General features: G+C 35.1%; 15 protein-coding genes and 1 pseudogene. 2 read left to right on the top strand and 14 right to left on the bottom strand.

Annotated elements, in window-relative coordinates; all coding sequences use genetic code 11:
* Positions 1 to 451, bottom strand: a 451-nt coding sequence (rpsB, locus tag CAT7_RS08460; RefSeq protein ID WP_007724448.1) for a 30S ribosomal protein S2, incomplete at its 3' end; no start/stop codon positions are given.
* A 187-nt stretch (positions 452 to 638) separates the two neighbouring features.
* The gene (locus CAT7_RS08455) at positions 639 to 3,866 is read right to left on the bottom strand and encodes a DEAD/DEAH box helicase (RefSeq protein ID WP_007724440.1); all 3,228 of its coding nucleotides are present in this window, start codon (positions 3,864 to 3,866) and stop codon (positions 639 to 641) included.
* A 268-nt stretch (positions 3,867 to 4,134) separates the two neighbouring features.
* On the opposite strand from CAT7_RS08455, the gene CAT7_RS08450 reads away from it, so the two are divergent.
* Positions 4,135 to 4,755, top strand: coding sequence for a lysophospholipid acyltransferase family protein (locus tag CAT7_RS08450; protein ID WP_007724438.1), 621 nt, complete (start codon positions 4,135 to 4,137; stop codon positions 4,753 to 4,755).
* A 43-nt stretch (positions 4,756 to 4,798) separates the two neighbouring features.
* On the opposite strand, the gene CAT7_RS08445 is transcribed toward CAT7_RS08450, so the two are convergent.
* The 5 genes from CAT7_RS08445 to CAT7_RS08425 form a co-directional block, all read right to left on the bottom strand.
* Positions 4,799 to 6,580: an ABC transporter ATP-binding protein gene (locus CAT7_RS08445; protein ID WP_007724435.1), complete on the bottom strand. Its 1,782-nt coding sequence runs from the start codon at positions 6,578 to 6,580 to the stop codon at positions 4,799 to 4,801.
* Positions 6,580 to 8,331: an ABC transporter ATP-binding protein gene (locus CAT7_RS08440; protein ID WP_007724432.1), complete on the bottom strand. Its 1,752-nt coding sequence runs from the start codon at positions 8,329 to 8,331 to the stop codon at positions 6,580 to 6,582. The genes CAT7_RS08445 and CAT7_RS08440 overlap by 1 nt, the downstream gene beginning before the upstream one ends.
* A 98-nt stretch (positions 8,332 to 8,429) precedes the next feature.
* Positions 8,430 to 8,666, bottom strand: a complete 237-nt coding sequence (locus tag CAT7_RS08435; protein ID WP_007724429.1) for a YneF family protein — start codon at positions 8,664 to 8,666, stop codon at positions 8,430 to 8,432.
* 162 nt (positions 8,667 to 8,828) lie between these two features.
* Positions 8,829 to 10,832 carry a transketolase gene (gene tkt, locus CAT7_RS08430; RefSeq protein ID WP_029278089.1) on the bottom strand — a complete coding sequence of 668 codons (2,004 nt, stop codon included), beginning with the start codon at positions 10,830 to 10,832 and terminating at the stop codon, positions 8,829 to 8,831.
* 131 nt (positions 10,833 to 10,963) lie between these two features.
* Positions 10,964 to 11,203 carry a DUF896 family protein gene (locus CAT7_RS08425; RefSeq protein ID WP_007724425.1) on the bottom strand — a complete coding sequence of 80 codons (240 nt, stop codon included), beginning with the start codon at positions 11,201 to 11,203 and terminating at the stop codon, positions 10,964 to 10,966.
* 163 nt (positions 11,204 to 11,366) lie between these two features.
* Between CAT7_RS08425 and lexA the strand changes: the two genes are divergently transcribed.
* Positions 11,367 to 11,990: a transcriptional repressor LexA gene (lexA, locus tag CAT7_RS08420; protein ID WP_007724423.1), complete on the top strand. Its 624-nt coding sequence runs from the start codon at positions 11,367 to 11,369 to the stop codon at positions 11,988 to 11,990.
* A gap of 61 nt (positions 11,991 to 12,051) precedes the next feature.
* Here the strand turns inward: lexA and CAT7_RS08415 are convergent, their stop codons facing one another.
* The 7 genes and pseudogenes from CAT7_RS08415 to CAT7_RS08385 all read right to left on the bottom strand — a co-directional run bounded on the left by CAT7_RS08415 (position 12,052) and on the right by CAT7_RS08385 (position 17,700).
* Positions 12,052 to 12,825: a ribonuclease HII gene (locus tag CAT7_RS08415; protein WP_007724421.1), complete on the bottom strand. Its 774-nt coding sequence runs from the start codon at positions 12,823 to 12,825 to the stop codon at positions 12,052 to 12,054.
* 10 nt (positions 12,826 to 12,835) lie between these two features.
* Positions 12,836 to 13,690, bottom strand: coding sequence for a ribosome biogenesis GTPase YlqF (gene ylqF, locus CAT7_RS08410; protein ID WP_007724417.1), 855 nt, complete (start codon positions 13,688 to 13,690; stop codon positions 12,836 to 12,838).
* Positions 13,691 to 13,762: 72 nt separating this feature from the next.
* Complete coding sequence (gene lepB, locus CAT7_RS08405; RefSeq protein ID WP_007724414.1) at positions 13,763 to 14,416, bottom strand: signal peptidase I; 654 nt, start codon at positions 14,414 to 14,416, stop codon at positions 13,763 to 13,765.
* Between the two features lie 23 nt (positions 14,417 to 14,439).
* Positions 14,440 to 14,984, bottom strand: a pseudogene (lepB, locus tag CAT7_RS12705) (signal peptidase I).
* 159 nt (positions 14,985 to 15,143) lie between these two features.
* Complete coding sequence (locus tag CAT7_RS08395) at positions 15,144 to 16,634, bottom strand: S41 family peptidase (protein WP_007724403.1); 1,491 nt, start codon at positions 16,632 to 16,634, stop codon at positions 15,144 to 15,146.
* 103 nt (positions 16,635 to 16,737) lie between these two features.
* Positions 16,738 to 17,445, bottom strand: a complete 708-nt coding sequence (gene deoD, locus CAT7_RS08390; RefSeq protein WP_007724401.1) for a purine-nucleoside phosphorylase — start codon at positions 17,443 to 17,445, stop codon at positions 16,738 to 16,740.
* A 33-nt stretch (positions 17,446 to 17,478) separates the two neighbouring features.
* A complete protein-coding gene (locus CAT7_RS08385) occupies positions 17,479 to 17,700 on the bottom strand; it encodes a YozE family protein (protein WP_007724398.1) in 222 nt (73 codons plus the stop codon).
* Positions 17,701 to 17,703 lie beyond the last annotated feature (3 nt).

Raw genomic sequence — 17,703 nt, 5'->3', positions numbered from 1 at the left:
TACCACCTAAGAATTTTTCAAGACGGTCACGTTGTTTGATTAAAATCCCAACTTCTTTTTTAGGAAGGACATCAAAAGTTCCGTCTTCTTCCATTTTGTTGATAGCTTTCAAACGTTTGATACGTTTTTGGATAGTATCCCAGTTTGTCAATGTTCCACCTAACCAACGGTGGTTTACAAAGTATTGTCCAGCACGAGTTGCTTCATCTTTGATAGCTTCTTGTGCTTGTTTTTTAGTACCTACGAATAAAGCGATTCCGCCGTTTTCAGATACTTCTTTCATGTAGTTGTATGCTGTATCAGCTAACTTAACAGTTTTTTGTAAGTCGATGATGTAGATACCGTTTCTTTCTGTAAAGATATAACGTTTCATTTTTGGGTTCCAACGACGTGTTTGGTGACCAAAATGAACTCCTGCTTCAAGCAATTGTTTCATTGAAATTACTGCCATAATATGTTTCCTCCATTGGTTTTTTATTTTCCTCCTTCAAATTCAACTGTAAGGAGACTTGAATAATCAAGCACCGTCCTTTACATCCTTTGAAGTGTGAAATAATTTTCAGTGCTTTTAGCACCGTTAATAATTATATATTATCTATTTGAAAATATCAAGCCTAACTCACGTTTTTTATTCCTTATTACATTCCTATACTCAAAATCTCACGAATGTCATCTTCTGATAATTGACTTCCTTCTCTTTGGATAGAGCCATCTTCAGTAATAATTTGATCAAACAAGGCTTTTTTCTCTTGTTGCAATTGGTCGATTTTTTCTTCAATGGTTCCTTCTGCAATTAAGCGCAATACTTGAACAACTTTTTTCTGTCCAATTCTATGTGCTCTACCTGCTGCTTGTTCTTCAACTGCCGGATTCCACCATAAATCATAAAGGATAACCATGTCTGCACCCGTAAGATTTAGACCAGTCCCACCAGCCTTAAGCGAAATAAGAAAGACTTCTTTTTCTCCTGCGTTAAATCGATTAACCATTTCAATTCGTTCTTTCGGTTTCGTTTGACCGCTTAAATAGAATGTTTCAACACTTTGTTGCGCTAATTCTTTTTCAATGATAGCAAGCATTGACGTGAATTGAGAAAAAATCAAGATGCGTCTGCCATTTTCTCTTGCAGTTTGAACTGTTTCTTTTAATTGCTCCAGTTTTCCTGAGTCGCCTTCATAATCATCTATGAATAATTTAGGATCACAACAAATCTGTCTTAGACGTGTCAAGCCAGCTAAAATCTCGATACGGTTCTTTTTAAATTCGGCTCCATTCATGCTATTGACACTTTCTTGAATTCTTTGTAAGTAAGCAAGGTAGACCGTTTTTTGTTCTTTAGTCATTTGGCTGTATAGATTCGTTTCAATTTTATCAGGCAATTCTTTTAAAACATCTTTCTTAATTCGTCTTAATACAAACGGACGAATCATTTTAGCAATTTGTTCATTTGGAAGTGTTTTGAATTTTTTGACTGAAGGGAAAAATCCAGGCATGATTAGTTGGAAAATAGCCCATAATTCTTCTATTTTATTTTCTATCGGCGTTCCACTCAACGCAAATCGTTTTTTAATCGTCAGGTCTCTTAGCGCTTGAGAAGTCTTGGTATTATGATTTTTCACCATTTGCGACTCATCTAAAATCAACGTACTAAAAGGAGACTGCTTATAATGAACGACATCTTGTCTAAAACTAGGATAAGACGTAATCAATACTTGGTTTGGTTTAACATTTTCAATTAACTGCATTCTTTCTTCAGCTGTGCCTGAAACGACAATGCTTTCAATCGAAGGCGCAAATTTTTCAATTTCAAAGTGCCAATTGTAGATTAATGACGCTGGAGCGACAATTAGGAAAGGATCATTCTGGCCCTTTTCTTCTATTTCCGACAACATATACGTAATGACTTGAATCGTTTTCCCAAGTCCCATATCATCCGCTAAAATACCGCCAAATCCATATTTAGACAACATCTTCAACCATTGGAAACCTGTTTTTTGATACGGTCTTAACTCTGCTTTTAACGATTTAGGTACATCAACTTCAAATTCTTCTGGAAAGTTCAAATCATGAATCAAATTCTTGAATTTCTTTGATACGGTTCCTTTAGTTTTTTCATCCATTGAAAACTTTTCATTTAATTCAAGTCCGCGATAGCTAGGCAATTGAACTCCACCATTTTGAAATTTCTTAGTGACTCTCAACTCATTTAACACATCACTGACTTGTCTGAAACTTTCTGACTCCAAGGAAAGAATCGTTCCATTATCAAATTTATGAAAAGCTCTCTTTTCGATTAAACTTTTCAACACATCATCAACTTCTTCAGGTGTGATTCCTTTGATATCGAAACGAACATCTAAAAACGATCCTTCGTTTTGTAGATCAATAATGGTTTCTGGATCTATTTGGTTCAAAAACATACTGTCCAATAAATCATCTACATAAACAGTAGCATCCAGTTCTAATGTTGGAATTTCTTTCGTAAACAATGCATAAAAGTCATCATCACGAACCATTCGTTTCGTATAACTTGTTTCAGTTCGGTGGTAATCAAATCCGATTAATTGATTGATGATTTTCATTTCTTTTTCACTATCTCTAATAATCTGGACGCCTTCTTCTGGCAATTGATTTTTAGTAGGATCTGTAGATAAAATCATATGTTTGTAATTAAACTCTACGGTAGCATGTACCGCTTCATTACGGTATTCAAAATAGACAGCTGTTAATAAGGGCTCTTGTACAAAAGAGTCTTTCAATTGATCATCTATAGAGACCGTTCCTATCTTCACGAGTAACGGCATAACGTAAGCAGTGAAATCAGGCATATCAGCAGATTCTATAATGATATTATCGCCTTCATACCGTTGCAAAAACTGTTGCAACGGACGATACGCACGCATTTGTTCTAGCGATGGTTGGAAAACAACGTTATCAGACACAAACCAATCGTATTCTTTTAAATGACTATCTGCTAGCCCTGTGATAGATAAAGTGACCGTACTATTTTTTTGAGAGATGTCAAAAGAAAAAGGCATTTTTTCTTCCACAAACATCATCGTCTTATAGGTGTTTGTTTTTGTAATAAAGTTTAAATTTCCGCTATCTTGCAAATCTTGAATAGTTGCTTCGGCTAAAGCGGTCATTAAAATCAAGAACCGGCTATTGGCTAAGAGTGATTTAGCATCTTTGTGTTCGCCCGAAATTAATTGAATCGATCTCTGTTGCTTATACAAATTCGCTAAAATCTCACTATCTTCTTGTTCAATAGAAATATCTTTGAAATTAATTTCCTGACCTGATTTCAATTCAACAGTTTCTTTTTTTATAAAACTTTCTAAAAATAACGGTAAATCTTTTACAATATACATTTTATCTGTTCCAGCTTTAAGGCTAAGAGCAAGCACATCAAATGAAGATCTTATGAGCGCAGTTGTCATTGGTTTGATTTCAATTCTATATTCTAATTTTAATGATTGTTTTTGTTTGGTTACCGTTGTTTTTTTTCTGTTTTCATTTAAAAATATCCGAGTAAAGGACTCCGTTAACTCTTGACCTGGATTTGGAGAATCCACAGCGACTTGTTTAGCATTTTCGGCTGTCATAACCCGACTAATTTTTCTATCTCTCAATTCCAACTCAACAGCAACTGTATGTTTACAATAGCCATGGTTTTTCCAATATAGACATTCACAAAAATCATCCTCTTTTGTAGAACCATCTAACTCAACATGAAAAATGTCGCTTCCCATAACTTCTGCAGACCATATTTTCTTATCTAAAAACGAGTTGACTGAAAGGACGCGTTTCTCTGCAACATATTGTCTTCCCTGCTCAATAACGCGTTCTGGTATACTCCATTTCATTCAACATTCCCCTACTTTCTTGCTTTTCATAAAATAATTGTTTTCAAGCACGTTTTTTTCTATCTCTCTATTGTACGTCATTATGGCTAAAAAAGAAAATTTTTTCTTTTACTACTATAGGATTTCAGCTTGTTTTTATCATAAAATTCTTTGAATCTTCATTCCAAATGGGGTAACTCAAAAATAACTTGCTAAAATATGGGTTATGAATCATACTATTAGTATAAAAATGCACTAGAAAATTGAATGAAAAAGAGGTTGAATTATTTTGTTTTATAGACTATTAAGAGCCACTTTACGCTTTTTATTAGCGATCCTAAATGGCAATGCTCATTATGAAAACCGCGACAAACTCCCCACTGATTCATCTTATATATTAGTTGCACCACATAGAACGTATATTGATCCTGTTTATCTAGCTTTAGCTGCTAGTCCTAAACCGTTTACTTTTATGGCAAAAAAAGAATTATTCAAAAATCCCATTCTTAGTTGGATCATTAGACATGCCAACGCCTTTCCTGTAGATCGTGCTAATCCAGGACCTAGCGCGATTAAAACGCCTGTAAAAATCTTAAAAAAAGGCGATTTAAGTCTAATGATTTTCCCTACTGGAACCAGACATTCAAACGAAATAAAAGGAGGCGCAGCTACGATTGCTAAACTAAGCGGCGTACCCATTATTCCAGCTGTTTATCAAGGACCATTGAAATTAGGCGGGATTTTAAAAAGAAAAAAAGTGACCGTTCGTTTTGGAGATCCGATTATTATCGATCGCACAGTTAAACTAACAAAAGAAAACTTGAAATTGATTGACGAACAAATCCAACAAGCTTTTGATCAATTGGACTTAGAGATAGACCCTACATTTAAATATGAGTACAAAAAATAAACAAAAAAAAGAAAAGTCGCTGACTTTTCTTTTTTTTGTTTTTTTAGTGGATACCATTATTTTGCAATTGATACATATCAAAGTAGATACCATTTTGTTGAATCAGCTGATCATGTGTACCACGTTCGACGATTTTACCATGATCCAATACAAGTATTAAATCTGCATCGCGAATCGTAGATAAACGATGGGCAATAGCTAACGTTGTTCGCCCTTTGCGCATTTTTTTCAGACCCTCTTGAATCAAAGCTTCGGTTTCTGTATCTATATTTGCCGTTGCTTCATCTAATATCAGAATTTTAGGATCTGTCACAATTGTACTCGCGAAAGAAATCAATTGTTTTTGTCCTGTTGAATAACTTGCTCCTCGTTCAATCACTTTAGAATCGTATTGATTCGGTAATTTTTCAATAAAAGTATCCGCTTGAACAAATCGAGCCGCTTCTTCTATTTGAAAATCTGTGATAGAAGGATCTTTCAAACGAATATTGTCTTTGATTGTCCCATAAAATAAAAAGGAATCTTGTAAAACTAATCCCATTTTCTTTCTTAATTCATCTATCCGATAGTTTTTGATTGGAATATCATCAATCAAAATCTCTCCTTCATTGAATTCATAAAAACGCATCATCACATTGATAATAGAACTTTTCCCACTTCCAGTGTGTCCAACTAGAGCAACCGTTTGACCTGGAAATGCAGTGAAAGAAATATTATTTAAAACAGTGTGTTTTCCATCATAAGAAAAGCTCACGTTTCTAAATTCAATCTTAGCATCTTGAATTTTAGCTTCAGCCGTCTCATTTTGTTGCGGTGTGTATTCTTCATTATCTAACACATCTAAAACACGGCTGCTAGAAACAATTCCATCTTGAAAAATACTTAAACTATCCATCATGCTTGTCATAGGATTAAAGAAATTACGAGCATAAGAAGTGAATGCATAAATCACACCAACACTAACGGGACCATTCAATGACTCATATCCAAAGAAACCCAAAATCATAATTAAAGAGAACGTGTATAAAAAGTCAATTACTGGACTCAGTAAAATGGAATTCGTTTTTACCATGGCATAACGTAATTTGTAATAGTCCATATTGGTTTCGTCAAATTCTTTTTGCAACCTTTTTTCTTGACGGAACTGTTGAATAATACTCATACCATTAACCGATTCTGCTAATTTTGAATTTAGCAGGCTTAATTTTTCTCTCATGTTACGATACAAGCGAGAACTATATTTTTGATAATACCAAATAACGACTCCTAACACTGGAATCAACGCAACAATCCAAAGAGAAATCTTAACATCTAATAACAACATAGCGAAAAGCGATGTTGTTACAGCTAATATCCCTTGTAGGATCGTAAGAAATACTGACCAAAATTCTTTAATCGTTTCTGTATCATTTGTCACTCTCGTAACGATTGAACCAGCAGGAGTTTGATCAAAAAAACGCATACCTAACGTGTGTAGCTTTTTAAAGATCGCATTTCTGATGTTTTCAACAGTCTTCTCAGAAGCCATATTATAGAGATACAAGTTCAGATACCAAAAAATAATTTTTACTAACGTCATACCAAAATAAAGTAAGGCAAACAGACCGATAACTCGGTTTGTAGCCGTTCCTTTTGCTAAATACTCATCAATAAAAACTTGAAGAATCCTTGGCAAAAGAATGTTTGTAACGGCTAATAAAACGCCAAATAGGATACCAACTGAAAATTGAAGTTTAAAAGGTGAAGCAAACTTAATGATCCGTTTTAAAATTGTCATTTGTTCTTTAGTTGTAAATGATTTTGACCACACTGATTCCTGTTCCATTAGTCTGCACCTCCTTCAATTTTTCTTTCAAGTTGTTGACTGTCAAACATTTCTTTGTACCATCCATTTTGAAGCAGCAAATCAATATGCGTTCCTCTTTCAATCACTTCTCCATTATCAATCACAATAATTTCATCTGCATGCATCACACTACTAATTCGATGCGCAGCAATAATCGTCGTTTGTTCAGAACGCTCTTTTTTCAATGCAGATAATATCTTTTCTTCGGTTTTAGCATCAACCGCTGATAAGGCATCATCTAAAATCAATAATTCTGGTTTAATAATTAAGGCACGAGCAATTGCAATCCGCTGTTTTTGACCTCCAGATAAAGAAACCCCGCGTTCACCAACTACGGTATTATACGCATCAGGCATTTCCATGACGTCGGTATGAATTGCCGTTAGTTCTGCGGCTTTTTCAACTTCTTCTTGTGACAAATCTGGATCTGCAAAGCGAATATTCTCTTTGATACTTGTTGAGAATAAGAATTGATCTTGAGGTACGTATCCAATATGCTGCAACAAAGCATCTAAAGTATAATTTCTTATATCTTCATTTCCGTACAAAATACGTCCGTGATAACGGTCATATTCTCTTAGTAGCAACCTAAAGATACTCGTTTTCCCTGCTCCTGTTTTTCCTACTACACCTAATGTTTGTCCACGTTTCAATTCAAAGTGAACTTCTTTAAGCGCTAAAACAGTTGATTTAGGATAAGAGAATTTCTCAACCGAATAATGAATATTTCCTTTAATTGCTTTAGTTAAAGCAGCAGGTCTTTCAACAATTTTAGATTTCTCTAAAAGTAATTTCTCAACACGGTCATAACTTGCACTTCCACGTTCCAATATATTAAATAAACGTCCAATTGCAAACATTGGCCATACAAGCATAGCGATGTAATTAATAAAAGAAACCAATTCACCAATCGAGATAACACCTGAATTGATATAGATTCCACCCATTACGATGGTTAATACGTATGAAATTCCCATTATAAAAGTAATCGTAGGATCAAATAAAGAGTCGATTTTATACACTTTTTTGTTTTCAGTAACCACTTGTTTTGTTTTATTACTGAACTCCTCAACATCTTCATCTTCTTGACCAAATGTTTTTATCACTTTCATTCCTGAAATACTCTCTTGAGCTTTATCATTCATATTAGAAAAAGCTGCTTGCGCTCCTCTAAACCGTTCATGTAACTTAGAACCTAAAACGCGTGAAGCTATAGCCAACAACGGGAGTGGAATTAAAGCAATCAACGTCAATCTCCAGTCAACAACTAAAGCCATCGCAATAATCGTAGTACCGCCTGTAATGATTGAATCAGCTAAGGTCAATATCCCTCCACCGGCAACGTTCCGAACAGCTGTTAAATCATTTGTTGCATGAGCCATTAAATCTCCTGTGCGATACTTTTGAAAAAAGCTGTTATCCATTTCAGTGAAGTGATTAAATAACCGTGTTCTAAGTATCCGTTCTAACTTTGCAGAGGTTCCCCAAATATTCACACGCCAAATATAACGAAACAAATAAGTAGCGAGTGCAGCAATGCCTAATAGACTTAGCCATTGAACTAACTTAGTTAGCGTTAACGTTCCTTGAGCAACTTCATCTACAATGATCCCTATTATTCTAGGAGGCACTAATTGAATGATCGCTACAAGAAATAAAAATAAAACACCTGTCACGTATGCTTTTTTCTCTTGTTTAAAAAACCAACCTAATTTTTTATAGATCCCCATCTTATTCCCCCACCTTTTATTTATTCTTAATTAAAATAAAAAAACGCGAACAGATAACAATCTGTTCGCAATTCATTCTAATAAGCCAGTTTATGCACTTATTTTTTTTTAGTCGTTTTTGTTGTTTGTGTTTTCATTGACGACATCATTTGTTTAATTTTCTTTTCTGATGGTTTTTGTCCCATTTGCATCATTAACATACGCAACATGTTTTCGTCAACTGGTGGATTTTTTTTGAAATAATCCATCATGTATCTTCTAGCAATAAAGAATCCACCGACAGCTCCACCAACCAAAGCTAAAATAATTAAAAAGATAGCAAGACCTAAATTCATTTTTGATTCACTCCTTTCAAACCTCTCAAGTCTTAATTGTACTAAATAATAGTAAAAAAATAAACTAAAATTCTATTTATGAAGCTAAAAAGTCATATTTCATGACAAATTTGCACAAAAGAAAGCCATGTAAGTGAAAATACCAACTTACATGGCCATATATTATAAGTTATTGAATGTTTCTACAACATTTTCTACCGTGAAACCATAATTTTCAATAACAGTTGCACCAGGTGCACTTGCACCGTATTTGTCGATACCGATTGTAGCACCATCTAAACCAACATAACGTTCCCAACCGAAAGTAGCACCCATTTCAATAGATACACGTTTTCGTACATCATTTGGTAAGACACTTTCTTTATAGGCAGCATCTTGTTTGTCGAATAGATCAAAACTTGGTACTGAAACAACTGAAACATCTGTTCCATTTTCTTTCAAAACTTTTTGAGCTTCAATAGCTAATGCAACTTCTGATCCAGATGCTAATAAAATCCCTTCTGGTTTTTCACCAGCTTGAGCTGAAATAACATAAGCTCCTTTAGCAACATTTGTACGTGCCCCTTCTTTAGTTCCAGGCAATACAGGTAAGTTTTGACGAGACAATACCAACATTGTAGGGTGATCTGTTGAAGTCAACGCTAACTCCCATGCAGCAACAACTTCATTGCCGTCTGCTGGACGTAAGATTGATAAATTAGGCATGCCACGTAAACTAGAAAGTTGTTCAACAGGTTCATGCGTTGGTCCATCTTCCCCAACAGCAACAGAATCATGTGTAAATACATATGTTACTGGGAGTTTTGAAATAGCTGCTAAACGAACAGCCGCACGCAAGTAATCCGTAAATACGAAGAAAGTACCGCCATATACTCTAGAACCGCCATGCAAGGCAATTCCATTCATAGCAGCTGTCATACCAAATTCACGAACACCAAACCAGATGTTTCTGCCATCATATTGACCAGCTTGGAAATCTTTTACATCTGCGATCATCGTGTTATTAGATGAAGATAAGTCAGCAGAACCGCCCCAGAAATATGGAACTTTTTTTGCAATCGCATTTAGAGCTTGGCTACCGGTTACACGAGAAGCTAATGCATCATCTTCAACATTATAAGTTGGCAATTCAGCATCCCAATCTGTTGGCAATTCATTGCTTAATGCCATTTCAAACTGTTTAGCTAGTTCTGGATATTCAGTGCGGTATGCTTCAAATGCAGCTTTCCACTCTTCTTCAGCTTTTGCTCCTTTATCTACCATAGTTTCTTTAAAACGTTCTGCTACTTCGGTAGGAACAAAGAAATCTTCGCCTTCCCATCCATAAGCTTTTTTAGCAGCTTCAATTCCTTCTGCTCCAAGTGGTGCACCATGAACTTTGTGTGTTCCGGCATTAGGAGCTCCAAAACCAATAATTGTTTTAACTTCAATCAAAGTAGGTTTTTTCGTTTCAGCTTTTGCAGCTTCAATTGCTGCGTTGATTTCTTCTAAATCATTGCCATCTTTTACAAGAATATGTTGCCAACCGTAAGCTTCAAAACGTTGTCCAACATTTTCAGTGAACGCTTTTGAAGTTGGTCCATCTAAAGAGATATCATTTGAATCATAAAGAACTACTAATTTTCCAAGTTCTAAATGAGCAGCTAAACTTGCTGCTTCAGCTGAAACACCTTCCATTAAATCGCCATCTCCACATAAAGCATACGTGAAATGATCAACAATTGTGTGGCTCTCTTTATTATAAGTAGCAGCTAAATGAGCTTCTGCCATAGCCATACCTACACCATTTGCAATACCTTGTCCTAGAGGACCAGTAGTTGCTTCTACTCCATCAGTATGGTTAACCTCTGGATGTCCAGGTGTTTTACTATCCCATTGACGGAATTGTTTTAAATCATCGATTTTAACGTCATATCCAGCTAAATGTAACAAGCTGTATAATAACATTGAACCATGTCCAGCTGATAAGACAAAACGGTCACGGTCAAACCATTTTGAGTTTTTTGGATTTACTTTTAATTGTTTAGTCCACAATGCGTAAGCCATTGGAGCAGCCCCCATAGGTAAGCCTGGGTGTCCGGAATTGGCTTTTTGTATACCATCCATACTTAGTGTTCTAATTGTATTTACTGCTAACTGGTCTGTGTTATCAAACAAAAAAATCATCCTTTCGATTTGAACTCTCTATTAGTACTCTATTAGTTTACTATTATTCCGCTTTAAGTGCAACGCTTTCACGAACAGAATGTTCATAAATGGGAGAATCTAATGCTTATCCCATTTATGAACAAACCTTTTTATCTGCCATGAAGGCCTTTCTCTTTTTGGATGTCTTTCAATTTATCAGGCGTAACATCCGTACCTTCTTCATCTACTATTTTAACACCTTCAATTGTTTTTCTCATTCCACCTCGGAATGCTTCAATATAAGCGTCTCTTAATTTTTTTTGTTCTACTTGTTCTTGTATGGTCAATCCTTTGGTCTTTGCTTTATTCGCTAAAACGTTTATTCTTTCCATCTGCTCTTTTGGTAACATTTAATCACTCCAGCATTTTTTTTATTTCTGGTTCAACTATAACAAACTTCTTTGATAAAATCACTCTTTTATCCTCTTTATCTACGAACGTTTGTTTGATTTGTTGTGCTATATATGGTAATCTTAGAATGATAAAAAAAGAAACGAGGTGTTTATATCTATTATGAGTAAAAATCCGGAATCAAGACAAGTTGAAGTTTTGCAATATATATACAATCAAGTTAAATTGAAGGGTTATCCTCCAACTGTTAGAGAAATTGGAACAGCCGTTTCTTTATCTTCTACATCAACAGTACATGGACATCTTTCCCGCTTAGAAAAAAATGGATATATCCAACGGGATCCTAGTAAACCACGTGCCATTGAATTAACAGCTTTAGGATTAACAAAATTAGGGATTGCATTAGACAAAATTCCTTTATTAGGAACCGTTACAGCTGGAGAGCCTATCTTAGCAGTAGAAGAAGCTACCGATTATTTCCCTCTTCCTCCAAATTTACAATTTGAAAATGAATCGTTATTCATGTTGACTATTCGCGGAGAAAGCATGATTAATGCTGGTATTTTTGATGGTGATGAAGTTATTATTCGCAAACAAGGAACCGCTAATAATGGCGACATTGTCATTGCTATGACTGTTGATGATGAGGCAACGTGTAAAAGATTTTATAAAGAAGAAGATCATTATCGATTACAACCTGAAAATGATACAATGAGTCCTATCCTACTTAATGAATTAACTATTTTAGGTAAAGTTATTGGCTTATACCGTAGCCATATCCAATAATATAAAAAAAACGAATGAATAGTTTCCTATTCATTCGTTTTTTTAGGCTATATCGCGGTACCTATTTTAGTACGTTTTTTACAGGAGCAAATGTTTTTCTATGAATTGGACATGCTCCTTGTTTTTCTAATCCTTCTAAATGTACTTTAGTTCCATAACCAGCATTTTTAGCAAAACCATAGCCTGGATATAAATCATCATAATCAGCCATCATTCTATCTCTTGTTACTTTAGCAATAATACTTGCCGCAGCAATAGATATACTTTTGGCGTCCCCTTTGATGAAACTTTCTTGCGGTATACTAACTGGTAAATGCATAGCATCAATCAATAATTGTTCTGGTTGTACAGGCAATTGTTGTATGGCTTCAATCATGGCTAATTTAGTTGCTTCGTAAATATTTACTTTATCGATTATATGATGATCTTTTACACCAATTCCAATAGCTACTGCTGCTTCTTGGATCTGTTCAAATAATGCTTCTCGTTTTGCACTAGACAATTGCTTAGAATCATTTATACCTAACACATCAAAATCTTTCGGTAATACCACTGCAGCAGCCACAACAGGTCCAGCTAGTGGTCCTCTTCCTACTTCATCGATTCCAGCGATGTATTGCGTACCTTGTTCCCAAAAATAACGTTCAATTTGAAGCATTTCTTCTTGTTTATCAAGAATAGATTGCTGTTTCTTCAACTTATTTTCCCATGCTTTGTATGCACTCGCAGCCCCTTTACGGGAATCATTCCTAATTGCTGATAGTCGCTCATCGGTTGAATCGGAAATGGTTGACAATAATTCTTTGATTGCTGCAATACTTAAAGGCTTTTCCACACGCGTTCCTCTATTCTTTAGGTAAAGAAACCGGAGCAATATCTAATGTAAATCGTCCTACTTTACCACTTCTTATTTCAAAAATTACCATTTCAGCTGCACGGCTATAGTCATCACGAAATCCTCTGCGCTCACTAATAAGCATGAGCATCTCTGGTATTGCTAATGTCATTTCCTCTTCACTTAAGCGGTATCGTTTTGAAATTGATTCCGGATAATTTTCTCGCATAAATTCTATTCCATACATAGCGATATCATCTAGTTGAAGTATGGTATCTTTGATTGCTCCTGTTAAAGCAAGTTTTTGTCCAATAGCTGGATCTTCAAACTTAGGCCAAAGAATACCTGGAGTATCCAGTAATTCCAATTCTTTGCCCAATTTTAACCATTGTTGAGCTTTTGTGACACCTGGTTTATTTCCTGTTTTTGCCACATTTTTCTTAATAAAACGATTGATTAAAGTAGACTTCCCAACGTTTGGAATTCCAATACTCATTGCTCTGATAGCACGTGGTTTGATTCCTTTAGCGGCTCTTCTGTCAAATTTTGGTTTCAAAATTTCTTTTGCTTTTTCCATAACTTGCTTCATGCCTTTTCCTTCTTGTGCAACAATTGGGACTGCAGCTATTCCTTGTTCATTAAAGTACTCCACCCATTTTTTTGTTTGAACAGGATCAGCTAAATCGCTTTTGTTTAAAATAATGATTCTTGGTTTTTCTCCTATTATCTCGTCTAAAATGGGATTGCGGCTTGATAAAGGCAATCTTGCATCTACGAGTTCAAATATCACATCTACTAATTTAATTTTTTCGGTTACTTGTCGTCTTGCTTTGGCCATATGCCCTGGAAACCATTGAATGGTCATGTTATTTTTTCACCTTTCTATTTACACACAAAAAAGAACAATTTTTTCATCTTCTTTTTTTACATTTCTTTTTTATTCTTCGTCTATTGAGCCAAACTCTTTAAGTGGCCAAATCCGGAAATTAGCTGTACCACTTACAGTAGTTGCATCTACGAATCCAAAAAAACGACTATCTTTTGAATTTATACGATTATCCCCCATCACAAAATAGCTGCCCTTAGGAACCGTCTCTTCACCCGTTTTAGAGGCTAATGAAAAGTCTTCGGTAAAGTTGCCTCCTGTAGCATAGGATTCAATCGAACTTTGCAAATACTCTTCTTCAACTGCTTTATCATTAATATATAAAACATCATCTTGATAACGAATAGTGTCACCCGGAAGACCGATGATTCTTTTGATATACTGTTTCTCAGGCTCATCAGGAGCAGGAAAAACAACAACATCAAAGCGGTCTATATTAGAGACTTTATTTAAAATCAAACGATCGTGATCTTCTAAAGTAGGAACCATCGATTCACCATCTACACTTACTGGAGCAAACAAAAAATGCCGAATAAGTAAAAAAATGATTAACGCTACTATACAATAAAGTAGTGTGCTTAAAATTTCACTTCCAAGACTTTTTTTTTCTTTACGTTTTTGACTCGAAGAAAGATGACGTGACTTTCTAGGTTCGAAAGATCTTTCTGTTTGATTTTGATCATCAGAAAAATTTATTTTACTCAATAGCTTCTCCCTACTTTCATTGTTTATTGAACGTTCTTCATGCGATTAAAAGGATAATAAATAAACGAAGTTTCTCCAACAATTGACTCAACTGGAATACTTCCAAAATACCGACTGTCATTACTTGATCTACGATTATCACCTAATACAAAATACTCATCTTCTGGTACTACTTGAGTTCCAGTCAATTCTTCTAAGGTGAAATCAGATGTCCAAATTCCGCCAGCGTTATTCACTAAATCATTATCTAGAAATTTTTCCTCGAATTTTTTATCATTTACATAAAGCTGATCATTTTCATATTGGATTTTTTCTCCAGGTAAACCAATTACTCTTTTTACAAGAGTCCGATTTGAGAATCGTGAAATACAACTAAATCAAATCTCTCTATATCATATATTGTTTTGACAATAATTTGATCGTCCTGTTGAAAGGTAGGTATCATAGACGAACCTTCAATAGTCATAGGAATAAAGATGAAATTTCGCAATAAAACAGTGATCAATCCAGCTAACAATAGCGCCTTAGACCACTTCCATGAAAACTCCTTCCACGAATTTTTCCCCATATCCTTCGCTCCAAACCAATCTGTTTATTCTATCATACAAGAATTTTTTTCAAATAACTATCTATTTAACACAGTGCTGACCAAGAAAGAGAGATAGAAAACGCCTACCTCTCTTCCCTAGTAAGTTTTAACTGTTTTTGTTTACAACTCAATTGCTTATTAGTCGTTGGATTTAGTGGCTTGCAACTCTTTTATCGCTGCCTCATATTGAGTATCATTTTCATCAATCAATTTTCTTAACGATTCAACGAGTTGAGTTGCCGTTTCACCTGTCACTTTACCATCGACAGGGAGCTTTTTATCGATTTGGAATTGACTAACAGCCTTTTGGGTTGCTTCATCAAAGTATCCATCAATAGTATCTACAGAATAACCTAATGCATCAAGGACTTTTTCTAGGTTTTTAACTTCCTCAGAAACATCGCCCAATTGATAGGTTTTTGATCCATCAATTATCAATAAATTCGCATAATCCGGTAAAGCAACTTCGATAGTAGGCGTGATGCCTTTTTCATTGATCCATTTTCCACTTGGCGTTAACCATTTTGCAATCGTTATTTTTAACTCACTTTTGTCATTAAATGCAGCCACATTTTGGACTGTACCTTTACCAAACGTTTTCGTTCCAATTAGTTTAACATTTCCTGATTCATTAACAGCACCTGCTAGAATTTCTGAAGCACTAGCGCTGCCTTCGTCTACTAATAAAACAGCTGGTTCAGTAACTTTAAAATCACCCATTGTCGCATTATCAGCGACGATTGAGACAGGCTCTTGATCCTTTTCTTGCGTTTGTAAAATAGTATCGCCATTTTCTAAAAACAGATTAGAAATTGACATTCCCGCATTTAATAAACCGCCTGGATTTTGACGAACATCGAACACAAAGGATTTTGCACCTTGATTTCTCAAATCTTTTATCGCAGCTACTAAATCATCATAAGTTGGTGAAGAAAAACTCGTAATGGAAATATACCCAATTGTTGGATTTTCTTCATCTAATTGATAAACAACGGTTTCAACCGGAATTGTATCTCGTACTAACGTTACTTCAAAGGTAGAATCGCCACGCCTAATAGACAAAACAACTTCCGAACCTTTTTCGCCACGAATGTGTGAAACAGCTTCATTTAAATTCATGCCGGTTAATTCTTGATCACCAGCTTTTAAAATAATATCGTTCGGCTGTAATCCTGCTTTTTCAGCTGGTGAACCTGCAATAGGAGAAACAATCATAACATTGTCTCCTTGTTTCATCACTTCTGCACCGATTCCTTCAAAGGATGCTGAAATACTTTCATCTAAAGAAGACGATTCTTCTACATCGAGGTATTGTGTGTACGGATCGCCCACAGATTCAGTCATACCAGTAATGGCACCTTCAATCAAGGTTTCCCCTTCTACACCTTGATAATAGTCTGACATTAAAGTGTCATAGACAGCTTGGATTTTTTCAAAATCCTCTGTATTTACTGCAACACTGGATTCTGAGGAATTTACATTTTTTTGTACTTCATCATTATCATCATTTGCGTTTGTAACAGCAACAGTTCCACCAATTGAAAGTGCAGCAACTACTATGAGAGAAGCACCATATGCCCAAGGTTTGATTCCTTTTTGCTTTTGTGATTTCTTTGGTTCATTCTCCATTTGCAAGGTTCCTCTCTACTTTCAATTAGACTCTACATTCGCGACCATTCTAGTCTATTTCTTACATTACTTTTAAGAATTTAATAAACAAGGTCACTTTTTACTAGAATTTTAACGCTGTTTCTAGAGCTACAATCATCATATCATTAAAGGTTTTTTCACGCTCATCTGAAGAAGTTTCTTCTCCAGTAATTAAATGGTCGCTTATGGTTAAAATAGCTAGCGCTCTACGATTGTATTTTGCTGCTAACGTGTATAGACCAGCCGCTTCCATTTCAGTAGCTAGTACGCCATAATCTGCCAATTTCTTCTTATCTAGTTCAGCATTGTAGAAACGATCAGCAGATAAAATATTCCCCACTTTAACTTTCATTCCTTGTTCAGTTGCAATTTCATACGCTGTTCTAAGTAAATCAAAATCAGCAATCGGAGCAAATTGTACTTGATCATTAAATGTATTTTTTACAACAGCTGAATCAGTTGTTGCACCTTGCGCTAAAATAACATCACGTACTTTAACATCTTTTTGCATTCCGCCAGCAGTTCCTACACGGATTAAGTTTTTCACGTTGTAACCTGTTATTAATTCTTCAGCGTAAATCATCATAGAAGGTATTCCCATACCTGTTCCTTGGACAGAAACACGTCTGCCTTTATAGGTTCCAGTGTACCCAAACATATTTCTTACGCGGTTATACTGTTCCACATCTGTTAAAAATGTTTCTGCAATATATTTTGCTCTTAATGGATCTCCAGGTAATAATACCGTTTCTGCGATTTGTCCTTCTGTAGCTTCAATGTGTACACTCATGATTATTTCCTCCTAGTTGTTTTGTTGTTTTTTTTAATTATCTTTATCCAAATAGATTTCCCATGCTTTATCAAACGTTGTCATTTCTTCTAAGTAAGTACCATTTAATTCCAAATAATGACTAATTTCATGATAATCTTCTGATTGTTTAGGAAAGCTATTATCTAAATAAACGGCATTTGCAAATAACGTTACAGCATCTTTTTTATATGGATCTCTTTCAGTCATTAAATAATGATAAAACGGACGTTGCATTAA

Origin of the sequence: Carnobacterium sp. AT7 (genome assembly GCF_000171855.1) — a bacterium.
Lineage (GTDB): Bacteria > Bacillota > Bacilli > Lactobacillales > Carnobacteriaceae > Carnobacterium_B > Carnobacterium_B jeotgali.
The sequence above is the reverse complement of the archived record's forward strand: the minus strand, read 5'-3'. Positions and strand labels throughout refer to the sequence as shown.